Consider the following 22,030-nt stretch of genomic DNA (forward strand, 5'->3'; position numbering starts at 1 on the left):
TTTTACTCATGTGTTGACTGGGCCAGGATCTCAGGTATAATGGAGTCCTTGTAAAATTTTTCCGCTTCTTTGGGCAAACCTGCCAGTGGCTCGCAATAGATCTTGTTATTTTGTTTGTTTTCAAAACCTGCAAAGGTAAAGTTGCCATACTCCGGGAAATTGAGGTTGAAGGAGAAATTGGCGTAGGTTTCATTGCGGGCAATTACATAGAAGCGGGTTTTGCTGAATTTCACGCCAATCCGGTGCGGTCCCCGGGTAACCCTGATAGCGCCCGTGGGAAATGTGGTGCGTACGTCCAGGCTGTCGATGTGGGTAATCTCGAGGTTATTGCCAGTATACAGTGTAACAGTGCTGTCGCCCTTAGCAAGGCGTCCCAGCTTCCTGATATTGCTACGTCCTTTGATTTCCTTTTGTGCCAGCACAAATAGCCCCAGCAGCAGTAAAGCAATATAGATGATGTTTCGTAGCAGTTTCATACATACAGATGGTTAAAATCTGCCGCTAAGCTACACACCGCGAGGTATCCGTGATAGATACAATACATATTCGCGGCCAATGGCCTTATATTCGCCCGGTTTGCCGGGATACGCGCTTTCCCTGTTTGGTTCGCCGGCGTCTACGGGACACATGTCCCGTAAGTCAGATACTATTTTTTATGATAACCTTTTTCGCCGTATGGCGCCAGTTCCAGCATCACCAACTGCTCCAGGACTTTAACATCTTTGCGGTGGTCTGACCCCGGCTCAACAGACTCTTTCAGTACTTCTACGATCTCGTAAACGAAACCTTCTTCGCCGTACGTCAGCCAGTCGCGCTGTAAGGCTTCGTTGGCGTGATTCCCGGATTTTAACTGTATCCGCAGCGAGTTCCAGGCCCTGTCCAGGTCCATACTGCTGCCAACAAATACTTTATTGTTGTGCTTATTACGCAACTGGTATACGCCTTTCGGGAAGGTCATTTCTTTGTATACCTGCTTCAGTGCTTTCTTCGATGACATGGTGTTAACTTTTTAGCTGGCTGTCTATGAAATGAGTGGCTTGTTTTAAAAAGGCGTCATAGCTACCGGGATGGCGCCTGTTGAGATAAAGCGTGAGCAGGCCGGTAGTGCCGTATAACAAGGCGGCCTTTTTCAATCCCGCCTCACGGGAAGTGAGCATACGCCTGTCTACACAGTAATCCCAGTCCGTGGCGCATAACTCTTCCAGCAGCGAGGTAATCAACGCGCTGGTATCTCCCTTACCACTGATATCCGATAATTTCTCCGCAAAAAACAAGTCGAATATACCGGGGTATTGGATGAAGTATTCCATATAGGCCAGTATAATGGCTTTCAACCGTTTGTTGCCCGGTGTAGTGGTCATCGTGCGGCGCTCCACATACTCCCGGCACTCTTCCCGGAAATCCTTAACACAGAGGAACACCAGGTCTTTCACATCTTTGAAATAATTGTACAAAGTAGCAAAAGAATATCCCGCCCTGTCTGCAATATTGCGAACACTCACGCTTTTCAACCCCTCGCTTTTCAACAGGTCTTTCGTAGCGGTAATAAAATAGCCTTTTACCCGCTGTTCCTGTATTTCCTTTTTATTCATAATAGTGCAAATATATTGAACAGTGTTCAAAATATAAAACGGTATTAAATGGAATGCATAAAAAAGGCACTTCCAACGGAAGCGCCGCATATAGGTGAGGCCAAGATAGACGCTCAGGAAGTGCGTTTCGCCTTTTTCAAGGCTATCTTATATTTATCTGGTGTGCCGGAAACATTCAGGCTCATAAAACGGACCTTCTTGTCCTTATCGCGTACCTCAATTGCATCTACCTGGTCTACATCCACCTCTTCCCGCTTGCGGCCAAACAGGGCCTGGAAGCCCACCTGCGTCACCATCTTCATCGGGATGCGGAGGTAATAGTCCATCTGCATATTGACCGACTGACTACCGGAAACCTCTATATATCCCAGGGAAGAATTGATATTCATATTGGGGATCTGCAATACGCCGTTTTTCAGCGTGAGCTGGTTGCGTAGAGTGTCAAACCGCACCATGCGCAGGTTCTTATCCTTGAAATAGCCGGCCATGGCCTGCATGGGACCGAAATCCAGCAGGGTGCCATTCACAATGGCAATATTCATCTGTGATTCGGTTTCACTCAGCACCGGCGTCAGATCCGGGTGCAGGCGTACATTGCTCTTAATATGCCCGCTCAGCGTACCTTTCAGGTTGTTGTTCAACACAAAGTCCTGACCAAAATTGTCGAACTTGATCAGCAATTTGGAGATATCTACATTTTCTAGATAGATACCGCTTTTGAAATACAGTTTCTTTGGATCGCTGGCGTTAAACATGCCCCGCATGGCTACATGCCCGCCGGCAATGTTCATGGCAATGGTGTCGACCTTAATCTTTTTATCTTCCCGCATATGTACATTCGCCAGCAGGTTCTTTATCCATAGCCGCTTATACTTTACTTTTTTGATGTCTACCTGCGTTTCAAATTCGGAAAAGGGGATATTGAATACGTTAAAGCCGGCCGCATGGAGGGAGTCGTTTTCCTTTACAGTGGTGTGCTTCGCAGGCGTCGTGGAGGCTACGGCAGGCTCGCTGAAATCGTAGTTCATCAGCTCATCCACATCCAGCAGGTTGGATTTAAACCTAAAATAATTGCTGCGCTTTTGTTTGTTTTTACCTGGCCCAACAGCATAACGCATGTTCAGGTCAAAGTCGGTACGGCCCACCTTGCCGGTAAGTGTATCTATCACAATAAACCGGTTGTTGCCATAACGTATCCGCCCGTTTACTTTTTCTATATTAATAGGATGCTCCCGCAGAGTGCCGGAAATATTGGCGATATGCGCATCCACCTTCTTAAACACGGTATCGTATTTGAGGCTCATCTTAGAGCGCAGCCATACATTGTTCGCCTGCTCATACCAATACCCCCGGGGAATAAACTGGCGTCCCCGCTGGCTGATCAGGTCATTCACGGCCAGCCGGTCCGATTTAAAGTCAAATGCAATTTCAGTATTTCCCTTTTTAATTTTATCGAACCAGAGGAGATAGTTATTGAGTCGTCCTTTCAGCGCAAAATTACTGCTGTCGATGTTTCCGCTGAAATTAGATACCCGTAAACTGGTATCACCGATCGCCACCGCGGCGTTGAAGTCGTGCAACACATGCGGGTACTGCTGAAATGCTGCCCGCAGTTGCTCCACTTTAAAGGTTCCCTTAGGCAGTGGATTGGGATGCAGCAACTCTTTTACCGAGCTTTCAAAAGCCAGTCCTATATGGAAGTCCTTTACCACTTCTTTAGCCAATACCGGGTGGGTGGAATCCATTTTCCACAGTTCCCCCAGCTGCAAGCGCCTGCTGGATGCGCCAAAGGTAACGGCTACCGGCTTGTTTTGCTGGTGGAAGAGGGCCGGCACATCGCTCACGGAAGCATGCGCCAGTATATCGGAACTGCCTATACGAAAAGTCACGGAATCTACCTGCAGCCGCCCCTGTTGAATCACCGCATGCACATTCATATTTTGTACCGGCAGGTGATAACCGGGAATCCTGAACTCCAGGTGCTTTACGGTTAACTCGCTTTGTACGCCTTCTTTCAGCTTTGCCAGGCTTTCTTCGGGAATACGCATATCCACCATTTCCCGGAAATTCATATTCAGCTTAATTTCCCCGCTGATCTGTTCCAGGTCTTTAATACCCAGGAATTCCCCTACAAATCGCAGGTTCAGTTCAGAATATAACTGCATAATGATCTGCGGATCGGTGAAGTTCTTCATCACAAAGTTACCCTTGAATATACCAGTACCCGGGCGGGCATTGAAATTAAGGATATGTAATTCTGACGTTTGAAGGTTATGTGCCGCACCATTGGTGTAATACCCTTTAAAGCCCAGCTGATCTACTTTACGGTCTATCTTTTTATTCTGGAACCACACGGCTTCACAGCCAAAATTAACGGTAATCAGCGGGGCTATTCCTTTGCCCACCGGCCCTTTGATAATACCGTCGAAAAAGATGCGGCCGTCGTGCTTGTATTTCTCCAGTAACACCGTCACATCCCGCGGCACCAATGCCAGCAGGAGATTCATGTCGGGCTTGTCGCCTTTCACTTTAAGATCCACAAAGTGCTCGCTCAACAGTCCCGCCAACTCGAGGGAAGCGCCTTCCAGCCTGATCTTACCCGGAGGAAGGGTCAGTGTTTTCTTTTGTTTATCATAAACGCCACTCAACGTAAACAGAAGCTGCTTGTGCCGGAAAAGGCTGGTATCGGTTTTCCCGGTAACATCCACCACCAGCTTACTGTCCATGTTAATAGCGATGCGGTTGGCGTCCATGGAGAAGGCGGTCTTGATTTTATCGATATGGGAGGTCACCTTCCAGCCAGTGGCATCATCATGATAAGTGACGTCGATATTTTTCAGGATGATCTTTTTCAGGTCAAGGTTCAGCGCGGCCGTCGCAGTATCTGTAGCAATGCTACTGCTGCCGCTTTTCAGCGTATGTGCGTCAATAATGTCTACGGCGCCGTTGGCGTAACGGGCAACATGTACTTTCCCATTGGCCAGCACAATGATGCGGGCATTATACCGCTGCTGTAGTACGTCGGGCAGGCTAAAACCTACGTAGAGCCGTTCTACCTGGTACAAAGGAGTCCCATCCATTTTTTATCTCTGAAAAAACGGACATCGTGTAAGGCAATAGAGATATAAGGAAAGTTGCTGAAAGGAGAGATGCTGCTGCTGGCAATCACCAGCTCCCCGGGGAGCTGCTTGTTCAATTCCCTGACGGCCATCTGGGTAAGCCGCTCCTGCTGACTGTACAGTATACATCCTGCTATGGCGATCACCAGCAGGAAAATACCTGCGCTGATCAGTAATAACCTGATTATTTTTTTCCCACGCTTCATGCCAATTGCCTTTCTGTTGAATAAAAGTATGCAAAAATATATCGGAAATTTATCACCTTTAAAAACGCTTTGGAGATTTTATTATTTTTAACGATTCATTTTAATTGTTATTCATGAAAAGAAGAATGATAGCACTGTTATTATTGGCAGGGAGCGCGGGCATGGCTACAGCACAGCAAAAGAAGCTGGACAAATTATCCGGAAACCCCGTATTCCCCGGCTGGTACGCAGACCCGGAAGGGGTAGTATTTGGTAAGGAGTACTGGATTTATCCAACCTACTCCGCGGCTTATGAAAAGCAGGTATTTTTTGATGCCTTCTCTTCGCCCGACCTGGTTACCTGGACCAAACACCCGCGGATATTGGATACCGCTGCTGTAAAATGGGCCAAAAGAGCGATGTGGGCGCCGGCTATCATCCAGAAAAATCAACGCTACTATTTGTTCTTCGGCGCCAATGATATCCAAAGTAATGCCGAAATAGGCGGCATTGGTGTGGCAATGGCCGATCATCCCGCCGGCCCATATAAAGATTACCTGGGGAAGCCCCTCGTGGATAAGATCATCAACAAAGCCCAGCCCATTGATCAGTATGTGTTCCACGACAGCGATGGTAAATATTACCTCATCTACGGCGGCTGGGGCCACTGTAATATTGCGCAGCTGAAAGATGATTTCACGGGCTTTATTCCTTTTGAAGATGGTACTACCTTCCGGGAAATTACACCGGACAAATATGTAGAAGGGCCAACCATGTTTAAGAAAGACGGTAAATACTATTTCATGTGGTCGGAAGGCGGCTGGGGTGGCCCGGACTATTGTGTGGCCTATGCGATCGCCGATTCACCGAGGGGCCCCTTCAAACGCATTGACAAAATACTGGAGCAGGACCCAGCTATTGCCACCGGGGCAGGGCATCACTCTGTGATCAGTATTCCTGCTGAAAATCGCTGGTACATTGTATACCACCGCCGTCCGCTCACAGAAAAAGCAGCCAACTCACGGGAAACCTGTATCGACCGGATGGAGTTTGATGCCAACGGGTATATCAAACCGGTGAAGATCACTAGGGAGGGCGTGGTACGCGCACCGATCCGATAGACAAATTCCTTATCGCGTAAATCATTTTCCCGATACGATAAAGGCGCCGGTCTGCCTGGTTATATCTTGCGAAAAAAAAGCAATATATGATCAGGCAGACCGGCTTCTTAATAATATGGGTAGTACTCCTTTCCATTCCGAAATTCCTCCTTGCCGAAGAGGAACATGGCGGATCCGTTAAAGGAAAGGTGGTGACCGTAGATGGAAAATCCGCCACAGATGTAGTTATTCGCATTACAGAAACTAACGAGGCCGCTGTGTCGGAAGCAGACGGCACTTTTATATTCGAACATCTCAAACCCGGTAATTATCATCTGAGCGTTACCCTCATGGGATATCAGCCCATTGAAGAAACGGTGGTGGTCAATGCCGGCAAGGCCACCCATATCAGGATCCAGCTGGCCGTGTCCAGCAAGGCCCTCCGGGAAGTGGTGGTTACCGGCAACCACAATAAACTGGTGCGTACTTTCAGCGAAGATGTGGCTAAAATGCCGCTGAAGAATATTGAAAACCCACAGGTGTACAGTACCATTACGAAAGACCTGTTGCAGCAGCAGGTAGTTTTTTCGGTAGATGATGCCCTGAAAAATGCACCCGGCCTTACCCGCATGTGGGATGCTACCGGCAGGGGCGGCGATGGTGGCGCTTATTATAACCTCCGTGGATTTATTGTGCAAAGTAAACTGCGCAACGGTCTCGCGGGAAATGTAACCGCCCGGATCGATGCCTATAACCTGGAACAAGTAGAGGTGATAAAAGGTCCATCTGCCACGCTGTTTGGTAATGCACTCACCTCTTACGGCGGATTGATTAACCGCGTCACTAAAAAGCCGTATGATCGTTTTGGCGGCGATGTTACCTATTCCATGGGCAGTTACGGCTTTAACCGCATCAGCGCTGATATCAATACGCCGTTGGACAAAGAAAAAGATGTGCTGTTTCGCTTAAATGCCGCCTATAACTACGAAGGCAGCTGGCAGGACTATGGCTTTTCCAGGAACCTGGCGTTGGCGCCCAGCCTGTCTTACCGCGTCAACGACCGCTTATCTTTCTTATTTGATGCCGAATTTTCCACCGGGCAAAATACGGGCCTGGGTGTATTTTTCTTCCCGTATATGCAGCCGGTATCCGCGTTGGGCACCGATCGGGCCGACCAGCTAAAGATCGATTACAAACGTTCTTACGCTAACAGCAACTTGTTTCAGACCGCCCGCAACACCAATATATTCGGACTTATGAAATATAAAATTTCGGAGCAATGGAACATGAGTACTAATATCAGCTCTACCAACAGTTTTTCTGATGGCCCGTCGCCTTATTTTTATCTCTTGTCCGATGCTGCAGCTACCGGGGTAGCAGGAGCATCGGGGAGTAATTATATCTCCCGCAATGACCAGTTTACCGACAACAGCCGGGATGCTATTGTGGAGATACAGCAGAATTTCAATGGCGACTTCCACATCGGTAGCCTACGGAATCGTTTTGTAGGCGGATTGGACTATTTCCATCATCATTCCAACCAGTTCTTTGGCGGTAATACATATGATACGATTCCTTCCCATGGCGATATTCCGGCCTATGGTAACTTCAACCGCCGCAACCTGGATACTTTGTATGCCCGGCATGGGTTGTCGTTTACTTTCCCGGTGCGCACCATCAGCAATACGTATAGCGCGTATGCGTCAGACCTGCTTAATATCACCGATAACCTGATGGTATTGGCTGCCCTGCGTATCGACTACTTTGATAATAAAGGCAGCTATAATGAGGTAAAAGGCGTTTATGAGGGAAGTTATAACCAGGCTTCTTTCTCTCCCAAATTCGGGATCGTATATGAGCCGCTGAAAGACCGGCTGTCGCTGTTCGGTAATTATCAGAATGGTTTTACCAACCAGGTGGGCAATGCCGCCAACGGTAAGCCTTTTAAGCCGGAACAGGCTAACCAGCTGGAAGGTGGCGTGAAATTGCAATGGTTGAATGGACGGATCAACAGTACGGTCAGCTATTACTATATCAAGGTGAAAGATGTATTGCGTCCGGATTTGGCCAATCCTAATTTCTCCGTGCAGGATGGTACCCAGGTGAGTAAGGGGATAGAGGCAGAAGTCATTGCCAATCCTTTGCAGGGACTAAATATCGTAGCTGGATTTGCCTATAATGATGCGAAATACGAAGCCGCCGCCAAGGAGGTGGAAGGACTTCGTCCCGGTACTGCAGGAGCGCCCACGGTGGCCAATCTCTGGATCAGTTACCGCTTGTCTGCCGGCGCTGCGAAAGGGCTGGGAGCGGGCTTTGGCGGCAACTATGCCAGTGATAATAAGGTACTGAATGATAGAACGGTGGGGACTTTCATCCTGCCGGCATACACCGTATTAAATGCCAGCGTATTTTATGATCAGCCGCGTTTCAGGGTAGCATTGAAAATGGACAATCTCGCGAATCAGCATTATTGGATTGGTTATACCACTGTAAATCCGCAGAAACTCAGAAGCGTTACCGGCAGCTTATCCTTTAAGTTTTAAGGAAGGCGTTGTTATACCAGCACCATCTTGTACGGGGTACACGGTGGTGCTGATTTTTTTACGGTAGTTAACAAATACCACGGTGGCTACGGCTCCCGCTAAACCCGCTATGAGTACGGTCAACCGGGGTCCGATCAGGTGAGATAATAACCCTGTTAGTAAACTTCCCACCGGGATAATGCCCTGAAAGGCCATGATATAATAGCTGATCGCCCTGGCGCGCATAGTAGGAATGGCGTGGGTTTGTATGTAAGTATTGATACTGGCTGTTTGTGCCATCATGCCCACTCCCGAAAGCGTCATGAAGAGGAGCGCCAGCGGTAGCCAACCGGAAAAGGCCAGCAGCAGCACGCTCAGCGAAAAGATCAAACTGGCAGTGATCAGGATTTTTATAAGGTCTTTATTGGGTTTCAGTTTGGCCATGTAAATTGCGGAAGCGATGGAACCCAGTCCCGCAGCGCTCTCAAACCAACTGAAAGTTTTTGCATCTCCATTAAAAATATCTTTGGCAAATACCGGCATCAGGGTATTGAAGGGAATGACCAGCAGGCTGCTGGCACACAACATCAGCAACAACGAGGATAAGTCTTTATCGCCAGCAATATAATCGAAACCTTCCCGTAGTTCGACCCATATACTCCGGTCGGATTTTACGATGACCGGCAGGGTGATTTTCATCATCCACAACGAAATCAATACCGGTACATAGCTGAGGAAGTTGCTGAGAAAACAGAAGTCTTCTCCGAAGGCGCTGAGTATAATACCCGCCAGCGCCGGGCCGGCAATGCGGGCAAAGTTGGACATGGTGGAATTGAGCGCAATCGCGTTGGGCAGATCTTCCCGCTGCTCCACCATTTCCACCATCAGCGATTGCCTGCAGGTGACATCAAAGGCATTGATAATGCCCTGTACGAGCGACAGGAAAATGATACCAGGGATATTATAATATTTGAGTAAAATCATACCTGCCAGGGCGCCTGCCTGCAACATGGAAATCACCTGTGTGATAACCAGTACCCGGTAGCGGTTATGCCGGTCGATGTAACTGCCCGCATAAGGCGATAAAAAAAGGGAAGGGATCAGGCTTACAAAGCTTACAACTCCCAGCAATACCGCCGAGTTAGTAAGCCGGTATACCAGCCAGCATACCGCCGTTTTTTGCATCCAGGTACCTATAAGGGAGATTGATTGTCCGTAGAAGAAGAGCCGGAAATTCCGGGATTTTAAAGCACGAAAAGCATCCATTATTCCACACTGTTTAAGATCGTTAGTCATTTATTTCGGTGCAAATTTCGGGAAGTTGGATATATTTGTTAAATAGATTGTTTTAATGATATTGATTGATAAAACCGATTGATGCATGGAATTAAGGCAGCTGAGTTATTTCGTAAAAGCAGCGGAGCTATCCCATTTCACGGAGGCCGCCGCTACCCTGTACATCACGCAGTCGACTTTGTCGCAGCAAATCCGCCAACTGGAAAATGAGCTGGGTATGCCGCTATTTGATCGTATAGGCAAGCATGTTAGTCTTACGGAAGCAGGCGGCGTATTCCTCCTGCATGCCCGGCAAATACTGCTGGAAGTAGAAAAGGGTAAACAGGCGATACAGGATTTACAGCAGCTGTTGAGCGGTGATTTACGTATAGGCGTTACCTATGCCTTTACCTCTTTCCTGTTGCCCGCCCTGGCTACTTTCCCTGTGCAATATCCGGGTATCCGCATGTATGTGGAGTATGGCACTACCCAATCACTGGAGACTAAGTTAAGGGCATCAGAACTGGATCTGGTGCTGGCTTTTCACCAGGAGACTTTTAATAACGACCTGGAGATGCTGGAGTTGTTCCGCTCTAAGATGGTGGTGGCAGTTTCGCGCAAGAATAAGTTGGCCTCCCTGAAGAAGATACCGCTGCGGCGGCTCACCGGGATGGACCTTATTTTCCCGTCGCGCGGTTTTAGCGCCCGGGATTCGCTGGACGAGGTATTGCAAAGGAATAATATCCAGCCGGCAGTGCGTATTGAAATGAACGACGTACATTCCATCCTGTCGCTGGTAGAAAAAGGACATTGGGCCACTTTGTTGAATGAGCGGGCCTTGCTGGGCTGGAAAAACCTGGTGGCTATCCCTATTGAGGGCAGGGAACTGCAGCGTCGCGCCTATATCATCTGGCAGAAAGGTACGTACCGGAAAAAGGCGGCCCACTTATTCATACAAGAGCTATTGAAGGCGTTGCCGGATATCGAGAAATAGATAAGCGGCACTCAGCAGCAGCATGGGCCACTGCCGGGTGACCACACAAAGCGTTATTGTGCCATCCGCAGGTCGGCAACGACGCAGCGGTAATATTTTCCAAATGCCTGTGTCATTTCTTCCCGGCTACTATATTGGCTTACAGCAGCGATATGCGTCAGTGAATAATCAGTTTCCGCAATCATTTTAAAGAGGCAGGCCATTTTCTCCTGTTCAATCAGTTGTTCTACAGTAACCAGGAATTGTTGTTCAAATGGCGCTTCCAGGAACTCGGGCACTACCTTAAAGCGTTGGCAAAGCGCTTCTTTACTGACAGCTTCCAGCGGATGCTGCTGTACAAAAGTGGCAATCTCCGTCAACTGCTGCTGATAGCTTTCTTCGAGCATAATGGGCGGCTTGTTTTGAAGGAAATGCAGATAGGTGAGATAAAAATCAAGTGCATTCCGCTCCAGGAAAATATCAGATGCTTTTCCAATATACTTGCAGTTGCAAATCCGCTGCATCACGTGGTAACTGACAAAGTTTAGCTGGAATGGCCGGTTATGCGAAGGTTTTCGGGTTTCTTCCAGGCCTATGGCATCAATAATTTTAAATGCCGGGAATAGCGCCGACATTTTTTTGAGGGAGTAGCGATTAAAATTAACATGGAAACTGAGGATAAATTCTTTCTCATCTGCCGGCACTTCGGGAGCATCCGGCGAGGCTTTCACTGCTTTTTTCCTGAGCCGCATACGCATGGGCATGGCAGGATTATTTTCAGTAAACCCAGATACATGGGCCGGCAGCGCATAGTCGAACGGAAGTACCGTATCCAGGTGTACCCCTTCTGCCAGGTGAATAAAATGATAGTAGATGGCCCAGTCTTCCGATTCCAGGATCTGCTGGTCGATCACCATACCGTTTTCGTCAACATCTGTAAAGCATTTAGCATTGGGAACCAGCAAGGGATGTACATAGCTGGGTATATGTTCATAAGTGGTGTACCGGGTATCGCCACGGACGATCCTTAGTTCTTTGGTCGCAGATTGTTGCATTTGGAATGGTTAATAGATTTGAGATTTTCGGTTATTTAAAGTGTAGGGTGCTGTCTGCTGTAAAATAGTAATCGGTGCCGGTGGTGGCTTTGATACCTTCCAGGAAAAAGCTCATGGAGGTACTCTTGTCCAGCAGGCCGGTAAATGTCCGCGACGCCAGTTCGGGCTTGTCCAGCACAGCTTTTACGCCATACCAGCGGAAAACGGACTGGCAAATTTCGTCGAGGTGCGTGTTTGAAAAACAATACAATCCTTTTTGCCAGCTCAATTCTACGGTGGCATTAAATGGTTGCGTATCAAGTGTGGCTGCCTGCTTGTTGAAAATGGCTTGCTGACCGGGTTTCATCGTCACGGTTTTCTTGCCGGCTTTCATTCTTACCTTTCCGTCTACCAGCGATACTTTTACCATGCTGCTGTCGTAGCTGTTGATATTAAAGCTGGTACCTAGTACTTCCACTGTGCTGTTGGGCAGGTGTACCAGGAAAGGCCGGTTGGGTTGTCGCGCTATTTTGAGATAAGCCTCGCCGTTGAGGGTAATTTCCCGTCCGGGTACTGTCGTGGCAAAGCTGAAATCCATACGGGTGGAGGCATTAAGGTTCACGACCGAGCCATCGGGGAGCGCTACCTCATAGCTTTTCCCCGGGGGAACGATCAGCGTGTTCATTCCTTCCGGGAGCTGGTCGACTGCGTTGAGGAACAACGTGTTGTTTTTATTCGGAATGGAATGACCGCCTATAGTGACGGCTCCGGATGACTGGCTGAGGTTGATAGTAGGCTGCCCGGCTACCTGTAACAGCACGTCTGTATTGATTTTAGCGATAGGAGCGGGTTTGGGGGGAAACAGGAAGTTCCATTTCCACGCGGTCAGTGATACCAGCGCCAATACAGCTGCGGCAGCAGCCCAAGGCAGTATCCTGCGATAAATAGACCTCCTGGGTTTGAAATCAATGATTTCTATCCAGGGATCGGGGGGAGGCGGCACCTGGATGGCCGAAAGCTGTATCCATTTTTCCCGTACTTCCGGATCTGATTCGATCAGATCCTCCAACCATTGGTCGTCCGTTGCGGAAATAAGCCCCGCAATCTTTTCTGTCATTAACCTGTATATTTCTTCTGCGCTGTTCATGTACACTATTAACCGATTTTTAAATGGCACGGGGTATTAAAAAAAGAGAATTTTTTTTAAAGAAGCCCGTAACGTTTTCAGCGCATTGGCGACTTGTTTTTTCACTGTTTCTTCACTGGTGGCCATCTCCGCAGCTATTTCCTTGCGGGTTTTATGTTCCTGGTAGGCAAGCCGGAAAGCCATGGACTGGCGTTCGGGCAGGCGGCTGATGGCTGATTCCAGCTGCTCCCGCAATTCATTGTTCTCCAAACCGTTGGACGGGAGCGTGTAAGTATCTGAAATAAAAATATCCTTTAATCTCTTTTTCCGGGTAGCGTCTTTGGCAATTTTATTGAGGCAGCGGTTCCGGATGCTGACAAATAAAAAATTCCTCAATGAGCTGGTAGTATTCAGGTCAATTCGCATCCCCAGCCCCTTCTGCCAGAAATCGACAAACAGGTCCTGTACCAGCTCCTGTGCTTCTGCCTCATTTTTTATGATAGAGTAGGCCGCTACGTACAGCCAATGCCGGTAGGTAGTATAAAAGTGCTGAAAAGCTTCAAGACTGCCCGTCTTCAGTTGTGCAAGCAATTCATCATTATCGTTGATAGATGCACTCATGATGGGATTTAGTTGATAATGGTAACAACGGCGGTAGGTTCCCCCAGAAGACAACTGCTTTGGTAACAATGCATTAACATGCCTTATGGTATATTCGGCGCAATCAATAACACGGATTTCTATTTTTGCCCCTGATTTGTTAATGATTTGTTATTCAGGTGAATCTAATACCCCCTCTCCGGCGTTTTGCAACAGGAAATCGTTCAATTGGAATTTGCCAGGTGCCATTTGTACAATAGTACCAAATGTTTTGATAAAATGCGCCTGATCATAAAAACCGTACTCCAGCGCCGGTTGCGTCTACGGGCGGGATCGGGCAAATGCGATAACGCATCCACGAGGCTGCGTATGCAGATAATGCTGCATAATCCTTTGGGGTAATCCCCAGGCTCAGAATGAATAATAAAACTTACATTAGCGGTTTGCCTTACAGGCACGGAATAATATGAGTGCATCGATCAGTAGTTTACAGCAATTACTATTTGAGCTGTCGGGGGTATTGCCGGCGGATTCCTCACCTTTATTTGCCGTTACCCGGCAGGTAAAGCTGCATGCGAACGAAACTTATATCCGGGAGGGAGATAAGGACCGGCGGCTGGCCTATATTGAAAAGGGGATTATGCGCGCCTATACGCTGAAGCAAAATGGCGATGAGGCCACGTTGTTCCTGCGCTGGGAAAAGCAGTTCATCGCTTCCCATGATACGATCATCCACCGGAAGCCTTCCCGTTTTGTGTACCGGGCGCTGGAAGACGTTACCCTGCTGGAAATTGACTACGACGTACTGGAAGAGGTGATGAAAGTGTATCCTCAGTTTGAACCGTTGCGCAATTTCTTCCTGCTGCGCATGCTGTCGGAATCGCTGGCCATGATGGAGGCGTTTGTAACGCTCTCCCCGGAAGAACGTTACCGCAACCTGCTGGCCGAACGCTTCGATGTGGTAAACCGGGTGCCCGACAAGTACATTGCCTCTATGCTGGGTATTACGCCGGTTTCGTTGAGCCGTATCCGTAAGCGTATGCTGGAGAAGGGAAAATAGGAAATTAACTTTTGTTATCGCCGGAAATTAACCTTTGTAAACCACTGCTGCCACTGCCTTGCGCTATTTTTGGTGATAAATATACAAGGCGATGAAATCAATTATTGAAGCAGGCATTCGGGTTTTCAGCATGTCGGCCCTTCGGTACTTTTTACTGGCGGGTATTCCTTTTACTTTATTCTATTTGTTGATGCCTGCCAGGTTCAACCGGTTTAAGATCCAGTTGAAGCAGGCCACAAAAAAGGATTTCCTGCGTGAAATCTGGTATTCCATGCAAAGTACCCTGGTATTCACCATCATCACCGTGATATTGCTCTTTACGCCAGTGAGGAAATTTACGCTCGTTTATGACCACCTCAACGATTTCCCCCTATGGTATATAGGCGTGAGCCTGGTAGCCAGTCTCATTTTACATGATACCTACTTTTATTGGATGCACCGGTTGCTGCACCACAAGCAATTGTTTAAACGCACCCACCTGGTACACCACGAAAGTACCAACCCCTCTCCATGGACGTCCTATAGCTTTCATGTACTGGAAGCGGTAGCAGAAGGGGGGATATTGGTGTTAATCGTCAGCGTAATGCCCATGCATCCATTGACCGTACTGCTGTTTACCATTTCCGGTTTTATCATCAATGTATATGGTCACCTCGGATATGAGCTAATGCCGGAAAACTTCCGCTATACCTGGTGGTTTGAGGTGCTGAATACCTCTGTGCACCACAACCTGCATCATAAGAAGTTCAAGGGCAATTACGGATTATATTTCCGGGTATGGGACCGGATCATGGGTACGGAACATCCGGATTATGTGAAAGAATACGACCTGGTACAGGCCCGGCGTTTCGGCCCTCAAACGATAAAGGCTTAGCATAAAAAAATCCACCGCACACCGCGGTGGATTTTTAATATAGGAACGTTCGTTATATCTTATTTCTTCTTTGGCGTCCGCTTCTTCGGCTTGCCGTATTTCAGCATCATCTTTTCTTTATGTGATACCTTTTTGTTGGTCTTCATATTTTTAGCCAGCTTCTGGTGGAAGGCAGGCCCCACGTCTTCCCGTTTGGGGGCTTTCACCAGCGTATTACGCATGAACACCTTCGGCTTTTCATCTTCCGTTAATACATCGGAAATAGTAAGATCGGCTGGTAACGCCTGTTCCGGGATGGTGTAGTTCATCAGGTTTTCTATGCGTTCCAGGTTTTCCTTTTCTGCATCTTTGGTAAGCAGAATAGCAATCCCTTTTTTGTCAGCCCTACCGGTTCTGCCTATACGATGGATATAATTTTCCGGTACTTCCGGCGTATCGAAGTTGATGACATGCGTTACTTCGGCAATATCCAATCCACGGGCTACAATATCGGTCGCAATCAGGAAGCGAGTTTCGCCCGACTGGAACTTACGCACGGTATTAAAACGATGGTTCTGTTCTTTATTAGAGTGAATGATACCCACCTTGTCGGGAAATTCTTTGATCAGTTGTTCATACAGGTCGTCTGCCAGCTGTTTTGTTCCCACGAAAATGAGGGTCTTGGTCATGCTGGCATCATCAGTGATCAACAGTTCCAGCAGGTTTACCTTGGTATAAAAGTTGGGAACTTTATAGACGATCTGGTCAATGTTTTCCAAGGGAGTGCCAGTAGGTGCTGCTTCTATCCTGACAGGATCATCGAAATGTGTGTTAATCATTTTCTCCACGTCTTCCGTAATGGTGGCGGAAAACATCAGGTTTTGTCTTTTTGGTGGCAGCAGGTCCATAATATTGGTCAGCTGCGTACGGAAGCCCAGATTCAGCATTTCATCAACCTCATCGATGATCAGGCGTTTAATGGATTTAACTTTAAGGGCGCCGCTGAGAATGATGTCGTATAGGCGTCCGGGTGTGGCCACCAGGATATCCAGTTTATCTTTTACGGCTTCCATCTGCGGGTTCATGTTCACGCCACCATATACGCCCAGCACAGATACAGTCATGTAGGGAGTTAGTCTCCTTACCGATTCTACCACCTGCTGTACCAGCTCGCGGGTAGGTACCAGGATCAGCACAGTGGGGTACTTTTCCTTTGAAAACTTGAACATCCGGAGCGTGGGCAGCAGGTAAGCAAAAGTTTTACCTGTACCTGTTTGTGCAATACCGCATACATCCTTGCCGGACATGATCACGGAAAATGCGCGTTGTTGTATAGTAGTAGGCTTGCTTAAGCCCAGTTCATCCAATGCGTTTAATAAAGGGGTGTTAAGATTTAAATCACCAAAAGTCATGATACAGCTATAATTATGAACGGCAAAGGTAAGTTTTTTCAATTTTATGACCGGTGGTTTCCGCTTCGGGCAGACTGCAAGGTGTATCTTAGCAAAAAAAAGCTATGAAGAACCTCCACATACCCGCTATCCGCGTACACACCTATGGAGGTCCGGAACAGTTGCTACTGGAGGAAATCCCGGTGCCTGTTCTGGCCAAAGATGAGGTGTTGATAAAAGTAGTCGCCAGCGGGGTGAATCCGATCGACTGGAAAGTAAGAGAAGGCTTTATGCAGCATCCGCTGCCCTATATCCCCGGTGTAGAAGGGGCCGGCATTGTTACCGCCGTGGGAGAAGGCGTATACGGCCTGAAAATAGGCGATGAGGTGTATGGGTCCGTAGATGGCTCCTATACCACCTATGCCACCGTGTCTACGGAAGTATTGTTCCGTAAGCCGCCTACGGTTTCTTTCGAGGAAGCCGCTACTATGGCCGGCGCCAGAACCGCCTGGGGGGCCTTGTTTGATGTAGGGCGACTGGTCAAAGGCCAGCGTATCCTGGTACATGGTGGGGCGGGGGGCGTAGGCCATTTTGCTGTGCAACTGGCCTATAACGCGGGGGCCTACGTGATAGCTACCGCCAGCGAGGCTAATCTCGATTTTGTGGCTATGCTGGGCGCCAGTGAGGTGATCGACTACAAAGCCGCGCCTTTTGAAACACAGATGGACCCGGTAGATATCGTACTGGATACCGTGGGAGGCGATGTGACTGCACGGTCTATGAAAGTGCTGAAACCGGGTGGATTGCTAATCAGCATCGTCAATATGCCCGATCCGGCCATGGCGGAAGCTGCCGGCGTCAGATCCGTATGGGGAGGCACTAAAACGCTGGCTACCATGAAAACAGTACATGAGTTATTGGACAAGGGACTGATAAAACCTTACGTGCGCCGGGTATTTCATTCCCTGTCTGAAGCGGCTGCTGCCCAGGAATACAGTAAAAGTGGAGGAAGTGGGAGAGGAAAAATTGTACTGAAAATAGGAGAGATATAATCGAAAGCGGCGCCATCAGGCGCCGCAGTTATTTTCCCAGTATCTTCTTCCGGTGCTGCAATCCCCATTGTTGCAATGCTACAATCACGCTTTCCAGGGTGGAGGCGTAGGGAGTCAGGGTATATTCTACCTGCACCGGCTGCGTATCATATACGGTTCTCCGGATGAGCTTATGCGTTTCCAGGTCTTTCAACTCCTTGGAAAGCACCTTCGAAGTAATTTTAGGGATACTGCGTTCAATATCCCGGAAACGGTTATGCCCCCGGGAAACGGCAATGATAATGGGCAGTTTCCATTTTCCACTGATCACATCCAGCGCATCTCTTACGGGCATGATCACTTTATGACAATCGGTATGGCTGTCGCCCGTTGGCGGGGCGCCACAATCCACCAGTAATCCTGTACTCTTCATTTATATCGCTTTGGTTTCCCCCGGTAAAGCACTTACCTTTTGGAAACTGGTTACTTTTTGATAGCAAATGTATTTAACTTTGCGGAGCAAACACTAAAAAAATAAAAATGAAAGTAGAAATATGGTCCGACATCATGTGTCCGTTTTGCTATATCGGCAAAAGGAAATTTGAAGCGGCATTGGAACAATTTCCCGGTAAAGACAAGGTAACAGTGGAGTGGAAGAGCTTCCAGCTGAATCCTGACCTCAAATCCCAACCAGGCAAAGATATATATGATTACCTGGCGGAAATAAAAGGACAATCCCGCGAATGGTCAGTAGCCATTCATAACCAGATGACCGATACTGCCCGGGAAGTGGGACTCACCTATAACTTCGACAAAGCCGTAATAGCCAATTCTTTTGATGCTCACCGCCTCATCCAGCTGGCTAAAAAGCATGGAAAAGGAGATGCGGCAGAAGAACGCCTGTTTTATGCCTACTTCACCGAAGGAAAAGACATGAATAATCATGATACCCTGCTGGAAATAGGCACTGATATCGGTCTCGATAAAGCCGAAGTAGCCGCGGTATTGCAATCCGGCGAATTTGCCGCCGCGGTGAATCAGGATGTAAATGAAGCGCAGCAACTGGGTATCCGTGGTGTACCTTTCTTTGTACTGGACCGTAAATACGGCGTATCCGGCGCCCAGCCGGTAGATGCCTTTACACAGGCACTGGGACAGGCTTTCGATGAATGGAAGAAAACACAATCGGTGGTAGAGCTGGAAACCTTATCAGGACAAGTTTGTACGCCGGACGGAGAGTGTAAGTAAGTTGTTTTTGGTATAGTGGGGTTGGTTACGCCGTAACCAACCCTTTTTTATGCTATATTTACATAACAAATTTTCTTCATGAAAAAACAATTCGACGGCTTGTAACACCAAATGTGTTGACAAGTGAAAAACTACAAGTGGATGAAAAAGAAATGGCGTCAGAAGGTGCTGACTAATTTTGAGAATGAAGTCACCATCTATTTTGGAATTTAATAACCACCTAATAATGCTGAAAGGGTCATCTTCCCGACGGGAGATGACCTTTCTTATAAAAAAATATTCTTCTTAGCTTTATATCACAATTATCCATCTTATGGCGCTGCTGAAAAGAATCAACCCTTTTTTAAGACAAAACAACGACACCGGCTTTGGCGTAAATGCCAACGGTTACGGTGGCCGTTTTATTAACCGCGACGGGAGCTTTAACATACGCCGGGAAGGCCGGTCGTTTATGCACCGTTTCAATATTTACCATGCACTGCTGAACGTTCCCGCCTGGCAGTTTGCAGTCGTGATCCTGTTATTTTATTTTTCTATTAACCTGCTATATTCCGGTATTTACTGGTGGATCGGTTACGACGATTTCCAGGGAATCATCGGTAAAACGCCCTGGCAACGGTTTAAGGAAATTTATTTTTTTAGCACCGAAACCTTTACAACGGTAGGATATGGGCGGGTAAACCCGGTAGGTGACGGGGCTAATACGGTGGCAGCTATTGAAGCCATGACAGGCTTTCTATCCTTTGCGGTGGCTACAGGTCTTATCTATGGCCGGTTTTCGAAACCCCGGGCACACCTGTTGTTTAGCGACAATGCAGTGATTGCCCCTTTCCAGGACAAAACCGCCCTGATGTTCCGCTTCGCTTCCTACAAGGAAAATCATACGCTTACCAATGTAGAAGTGTTGGTTACCCTGGGCTTGCAGGTGCAGGAAAATGGAAATGCGGTATATAAGTTTTATACCCTGCCCCTGGAACGGCGACATGTGGAAACCCTGTCTATGAACTGGACGGTAGTACATCCTATTGATGAAGAAAGTCCCCTGCAGGGATTTACCTCCCATGACCTGGAAACAGCTGATGTAGAGGTTTATGTAACGGTAAGAGGTTTCAATGATGTATATGCCAATACCGTTATACAGCGCACGTCTTACACTTATGATGAAATTGTATACAACCGGAAATTTGTACCGATGTACCGGGAAAGTGATAATGGAAAAACAACGGTGCTGGAGTTGCACCATCTGAATAAAACAGTGGAAGTTTAAAAAAAATGCCCCATTTTATGGGGCATTTTTTATGCTTTACGTGATATCAGCAACAAGCCTATAAACGTAAAGAAGCCATTTATGATCAACAGTTCCAGCCCTATCTGGAAATGTCCAAACAATACGGACTGGTAAGTATCTACTACTAAGCACAGCAGGGGCGCCGCCACGCAGACCAGGGGTACCAGGGCGTCGTTTACTTTACGTTTCAACAGGATACCAAAGGCAAACAACCCCAATAATGGGCCGTAAGTATAAGTGGCCACTTTCAGGATCACGCCGATCATGCTCTGGTTGTTCACCCACTCAAATACCATCACGAACAGCAGGAAGATGAACGCCATCAGGAGGTGTATACGCTGCCGCACTTTCTTCTTGGTTGCCTCCGACCAGTCGCTTCTCCGCTGCATGTCCAGTATATCGATGCAGAGGGAAGAGGTGAGCGCTGTCATGGCGCCATCTGCGCTGGGAAACAGTGCAGATATCAGGGCAATTATAAAGATTACAGAAATCACCGGCGGCATATGATGCAGGGCCAGTTCAGGGAATAGCTTATCGCCCGTAGCGGTTACCTGCTGTTGTGCGCCATACAGGTGGAGCAGGCCGCCCAGGAAGAGAAACAGGCCGATCACGATCACCATGATAAAGGCCAGTGATACCATGTTTTTCTTGGAATCCTTTAATGTTTTTACAGAGATGTTTTTTTGCATCATCTCCTGGTCAAGCCCGGTCATCGTAATGGTGATGAAGGCGCCTGCCAGTATCTGTTTTATAAAAAACAGCTTGCTATCGGGATCCGTATTGAAAATAGTGGTCAACCCCCGTTCATGCATGGCACTCAGGCTTTGCCCCAGGCTGAGATCCATGGTGTGCAGGATAAAGCCGACGCATATGACCAGGCCAGCCAGCATACAGGTGGTTTGCAGGGTGTCCGTGTATACAATGGTTTTTACCCCTCCTTCATAAGTATACAGGAGGATCATGATCAGGATGACCAGCGTGGTGACCCAGAAAGGTACCCCGAAGCTGGAAAGAATGGCATCCTGGAGAATGCGTACCACCAGGTATAACCTCGCCGTAGCGCCCAGGGTGCGGGACAGGATAAAGAAGGAAGCGCCGGTTTTATAAGATTTGGTACCGAACCGGGTATCCAGGTAATTATAAATAGAGGTGAGCTGCAACCGGTAATACAAGGGAATCAATACATAGGCAATGGTCACATAGCCAATGAAGTATCCCAGGGTAATCTGCATGTAGGAAAAAGCATCTTTCCCAACGGCGCCAGGAACGCTTACAAAGGTAACCCCGCTCAAAGAGGTACCGATCATACCAAAGGCCACCAGCATCCAGTTACTGTTACGGTTGCCGATAAAGAAAGAGTCATTGTTCGAATTACGACCTGTATACCATGCTACGATCAACAGGATGACAAAGTAAGCAATGACAAAAGAAAATAATAAACCCGGAGACATAAATCTGATTTGGTGATAAGGGCCTTTTGCTGCCGAACAGCAAAGGGAAGGTAGCAAATATAATATTTGCTGGAAATTTATCTTCATAGGTAACAGAAAACCAGTAAACGAGGATCTAAAACCGGCTAAAATAAATAGTTGACATAGGCAAATAAATTATTTGCCTATGTCAACTATTTGCG

At 47.8% G+C, this 22,030-nt stretch carries 20 protein-coding genes; 8 read left to right on the forward strand and 12 right to left on the reverse strand.

What is annotated here, in order from left to right; all coding sequences use genetic code 11:
- Nucleotides 1–2: 2 nt before the first annotated feature.
- From FHW36_RS08755 to FHW36_RS08775, 5 genes are all read right to left on the reverse strand, one after another.
- Entirely contained in the window at nucleotides 3–476 is a 474-nt protein-coding gene (locus FHW36_RS08755) for a hypothetical protein (RefSeq protein WP_145665762.1), read from the reverse strand.
- 170 nt (nucleotides 477–646) lie between these two features.
- Complete coding sequence (locus FHW36_RS08760; RefSeq protein ID WP_145665764.1) at nucleotides 647–997, reverse strand: GIY-YIG nuclease family protein; 351 nt, start codon at nucleotides 995–997, stop codon at nucleotides 647–649.
- 4 nt (nucleotides 998–1,001) lie between these two features.
- Nucleotides 1,002–1,592 carry a TetR/AcrR family transcriptional regulator gene (locus FHW36_RS08765; protein WP_186452355.1) on the reverse strand — a complete coding sequence of 197 codons (591 nt, stop codon included), beginning with the start codon at nucleotides 1,590–1,592 and terminating at the stop codon, nucleotides 1,002–1,004.
- A gap of 113 nt (nucleotides 1,593–1,705) precedes the next feature.
- Nucleotides 1,706–4,672: an AsmA-like C-terminal region-containing protein gene (locus tag FHW36_RS08770; RefSeq protein WP_145665770.1), complete on the reverse strand. Its 2,967-nt coding sequence runs from the start codon at nucleotides 4,670–4,672 to the stop codon at nucleotides 1,706–1,708.
- Nucleotides 4,645–4,917: a hypothetical protein gene (locus FHW36_RS08775; RefSeq protein WP_145665773.1), complete on the reverse strand. Its 273-nt coding sequence runs from the start codon at nucleotides 4,915–4,917 to the stop codon at nucleotides 4,645–4,647. The genes FHW36_RS08770 and FHW36_RS08775 overlap by 28 nt, the downstream gene beginning before the upstream one ends.
- A gap of 113 nt (nucleotides 4,918–5,030) precedes the next feature.
- Here FHW36_RS08775 and FHW36_RS08780 point away from each other — a divergent pair, with 113 nt between their 5' ends.
- Together FHW36_RS08780 and FHW36_RS08785 are read left to right on the forward strand one after the other, a co-directional pair.
- Entirely contained in the window at nucleotides 5,031–6,017 is a 987-nt protein-coding gene (locus FHW36_RS08780) for a glycoside hydrolase family 43 protein (protein WP_145665776.1), read from the forward strand.
- A gap of 86 nt (nucleotides 6,018–6,103) precedes the next feature.
- Complete coding sequence (locus FHW36_RS08785; RefSeq protein ID WP_145665779.1) at nucleotides 6,104–8,539, forward strand: TonB-dependent receptor; 2,436 nt, start codon at nucleotides 6,104–6,106, stop codon at nucleotides 8,537–8,539.
- Here FHW36_RS08785 and FHW36_RS08790 read toward each other — a convergent pair.
- Nucleotides 8,522–9,784, reverse strand: coding sequence for an MFS transporter (locus FHW36_RS08790; protein WP_145665782.1), 1,263 nt, complete (start codon nucleotides 9,782–9,784; stop codon nucleotides 8,522–8,524). The genes FHW36_RS08785 and FHW36_RS08790 overlap by 18 nt on opposite strands.
- A 115-nt stretch (nucleotides 9,785–9,899) precedes the next feature.
- Here FHW36_RS08790 and FHW36_RS08795 point away from each other — a divergent pair, with 115 nt between their 5' ends.
- A complete protein-coding gene (locus FHW36_RS08795) occupies nucleotides 9,900–10,787 on the forward strand; it encodes a LysR substrate-binding domain-containing protein (protein WP_145665785.1) in 888 nt (295 codons plus the stop codon).
- A 53-nt stretch (nucleotides 10,788–10,840) separates the two neighbouring features.
- Here the strand turns inward: FHW36_RS08795 and FHW36_RS08800 are convergent, their stop codons facing one another.
- Genes FHW36_RS08800 through FHW36_RS08810 form a run of 3 tightly spaced genes read right to left on the reverse strand, consistent with a single transcriptional unit; the run spans nucleotide 10,841 to nucleotide 13,547 of the window.
- On the reverse strand, nucleotides 10,841–11,821 hold the full coding sequence (locus FHW36_RS08800) for a helix-turn-helix transcriptional regulator (RefSeq protein WP_145665788.1): 981 nt from the start codon (nucleotides 11,819–11,821) through the stop codon (nucleotides 10,841–10,843).
- A 31-nt stretch (nucleotides 11,822–11,852) separates the two neighbouring features.
- Nucleotides 11,853–12,947, reverse strand: coding sequence for a FecR family protein (locus FHW36_RS08805; RefSeq protein ID WP_145665791.1), 1,095 nt, complete (start codon nucleotides 12,945–12,947; stop codon nucleotides 11,853–11,855).
- Between the two features lie 36 nt (nucleotides 12,948–12,983).
- Nucleotides 12,984–13,547 carry an RNA polymerase sigma-70 factor gene (locus FHW36_RS08810; RefSeq protein WP_145665794.1) on the reverse strand — a complete coding sequence of 188 codons (564 nt, stop codon included), beginning with the start codon at nucleotides 13,545–13,547 and terminating at the stop codon, nucleotides 12,984–12,986.
- A gap of 445 nt (nucleotides 13,548–13,992) precedes the next feature.
- Here FHW36_RS08810 and FHW36_RS08815 point away from each other — a divergent pair, with 445 nt between their 5' ends.
- On the forward strand, nucleotides 13,993–14,586 hold the full coding sequence (locus tag FHW36_RS08815; RefSeq protein WP_145665797.1) for a Crp/Fnr family transcriptional regulator: 594 nt from the start codon (nucleotides 13,993–13,995) through the stop codon (nucleotides 14,584–14,586).
- A gap of 91 nt (nucleotides 14,587–14,677) precedes the next feature.
- Entirely contained in the window at nucleotides 14,678–15,460 is a 783-nt protein-coding gene (locus FHW36_RS08820) for a sterol desaturase family protein (RefSeq protein ID WP_145665801.1), read from the forward strand.
- Nucleotides 15,461–15,519: 59 nt separating this feature from the next.
- Here the strand turns inward: FHW36_RS08820 and FHW36_RS08825 are convergent, their stop codons facing one another.
- Nucleotides 15,520–16,851, reverse strand: a complete 1,332-nt coding sequence (locus FHW36_RS08825) for a DEAD/DEAH box helicase (protein ID WP_145665804.1) — start codon at nucleotides 16,849–16,851, stop codon at nucleotides 15,520–15,522.
- Nucleotides 16,852–16,955: 104 nt separating this feature from the next.
- On the opposite strand from FHW36_RS08825, the gene FHW36_RS08830 reads away from it, so the two are divergent.
- On the forward strand, nucleotides 16,956–17,882 hold the full coding sequence (locus FHW36_RS08830; RefSeq protein WP_145665807.1) for an NADP-dependent oxidoreductase: 927 nt from the start codon (nucleotides 16,956–16,958) through the stop codon (nucleotides 17,880–17,882).
- Nucleotides 17,883–17,910: 28 nt separating this feature from the next.
- Here the strand turns inward: FHW36_RS08830 and FHW36_RS08835 are convergent, their stop codons facing one another.
- Nucleotides 17,911–18,294 carry a winged helix-turn-helix transcriptional regulator gene (locus FHW36_RS08835; protein WP_145665810.1) on the reverse strand — a complete coding sequence of 128 codons (384 nt, stop codon included), beginning with the start codon at nucleotides 18,292–18,294 and terminating at the stop codon, nucleotides 17,911–17,913.
- A gap of 107 nt (nucleotides 18,295–18,401) precedes the next feature.
- Between FHW36_RS08835 and FHW36_RS08840 the strand changes: the two genes are divergently transcribed.
- Both FHW36_RS08840 and FHW36_RS08845 read left to right on the forward strand, forming a co-directional pair.
- A complete protein-coding gene (locus tag FHW36_RS08840) occupies nucleotides 18,402–19,109 on the forward strand; it encodes a DsbA family oxidoreductase (protein WP_145665812.1) in 708 nt (235 codons plus the stop codon).
- Nucleotides 19,110–19,422: 313 nt separating this feature from the next.
- The gene (locus tag FHW36_RS08845; protein WP_145665814.1) at nucleotides 19,423–20,376 is read left to right on the forward strand and encodes an ion channel; all 954 of its coding nucleotides are present in this window, start codon (nucleotides 19,423–19,425) and stop codon (nucleotides 20,374–20,376) included.
- Between the two features lie 29 nt (nucleotides 20,377–20,405).
- Here the strand turns inward: FHW36_RS08845 and FHW36_RS08850 are convergent, their stop codons facing one another.
- Nucleotides 20,406–21,848 carry a sodium:solute symporter gene (locus tag FHW36_RS08850; RefSeq protein ID WP_145665817.1) on the reverse strand — a complete coding sequence of 481 codons (1,443 nt, stop codon included), beginning with the start codon at nucleotides 21,846–21,848 and terminating at the stop codon, nucleotides 20,406–20,408.
- Nucleotides 21,849–22,030: the final 182 nt, after the last annotated feature.

The organism is Chitinophaga polysaccharea, from assembly GCF_007829335.1.
Lineage (GTDB): Bacteria > Bacteroidota > Bacteroidia > Chitinophagales > Chitinophagaceae > Chitinophaga > Chitinophaga polysaccharea_B.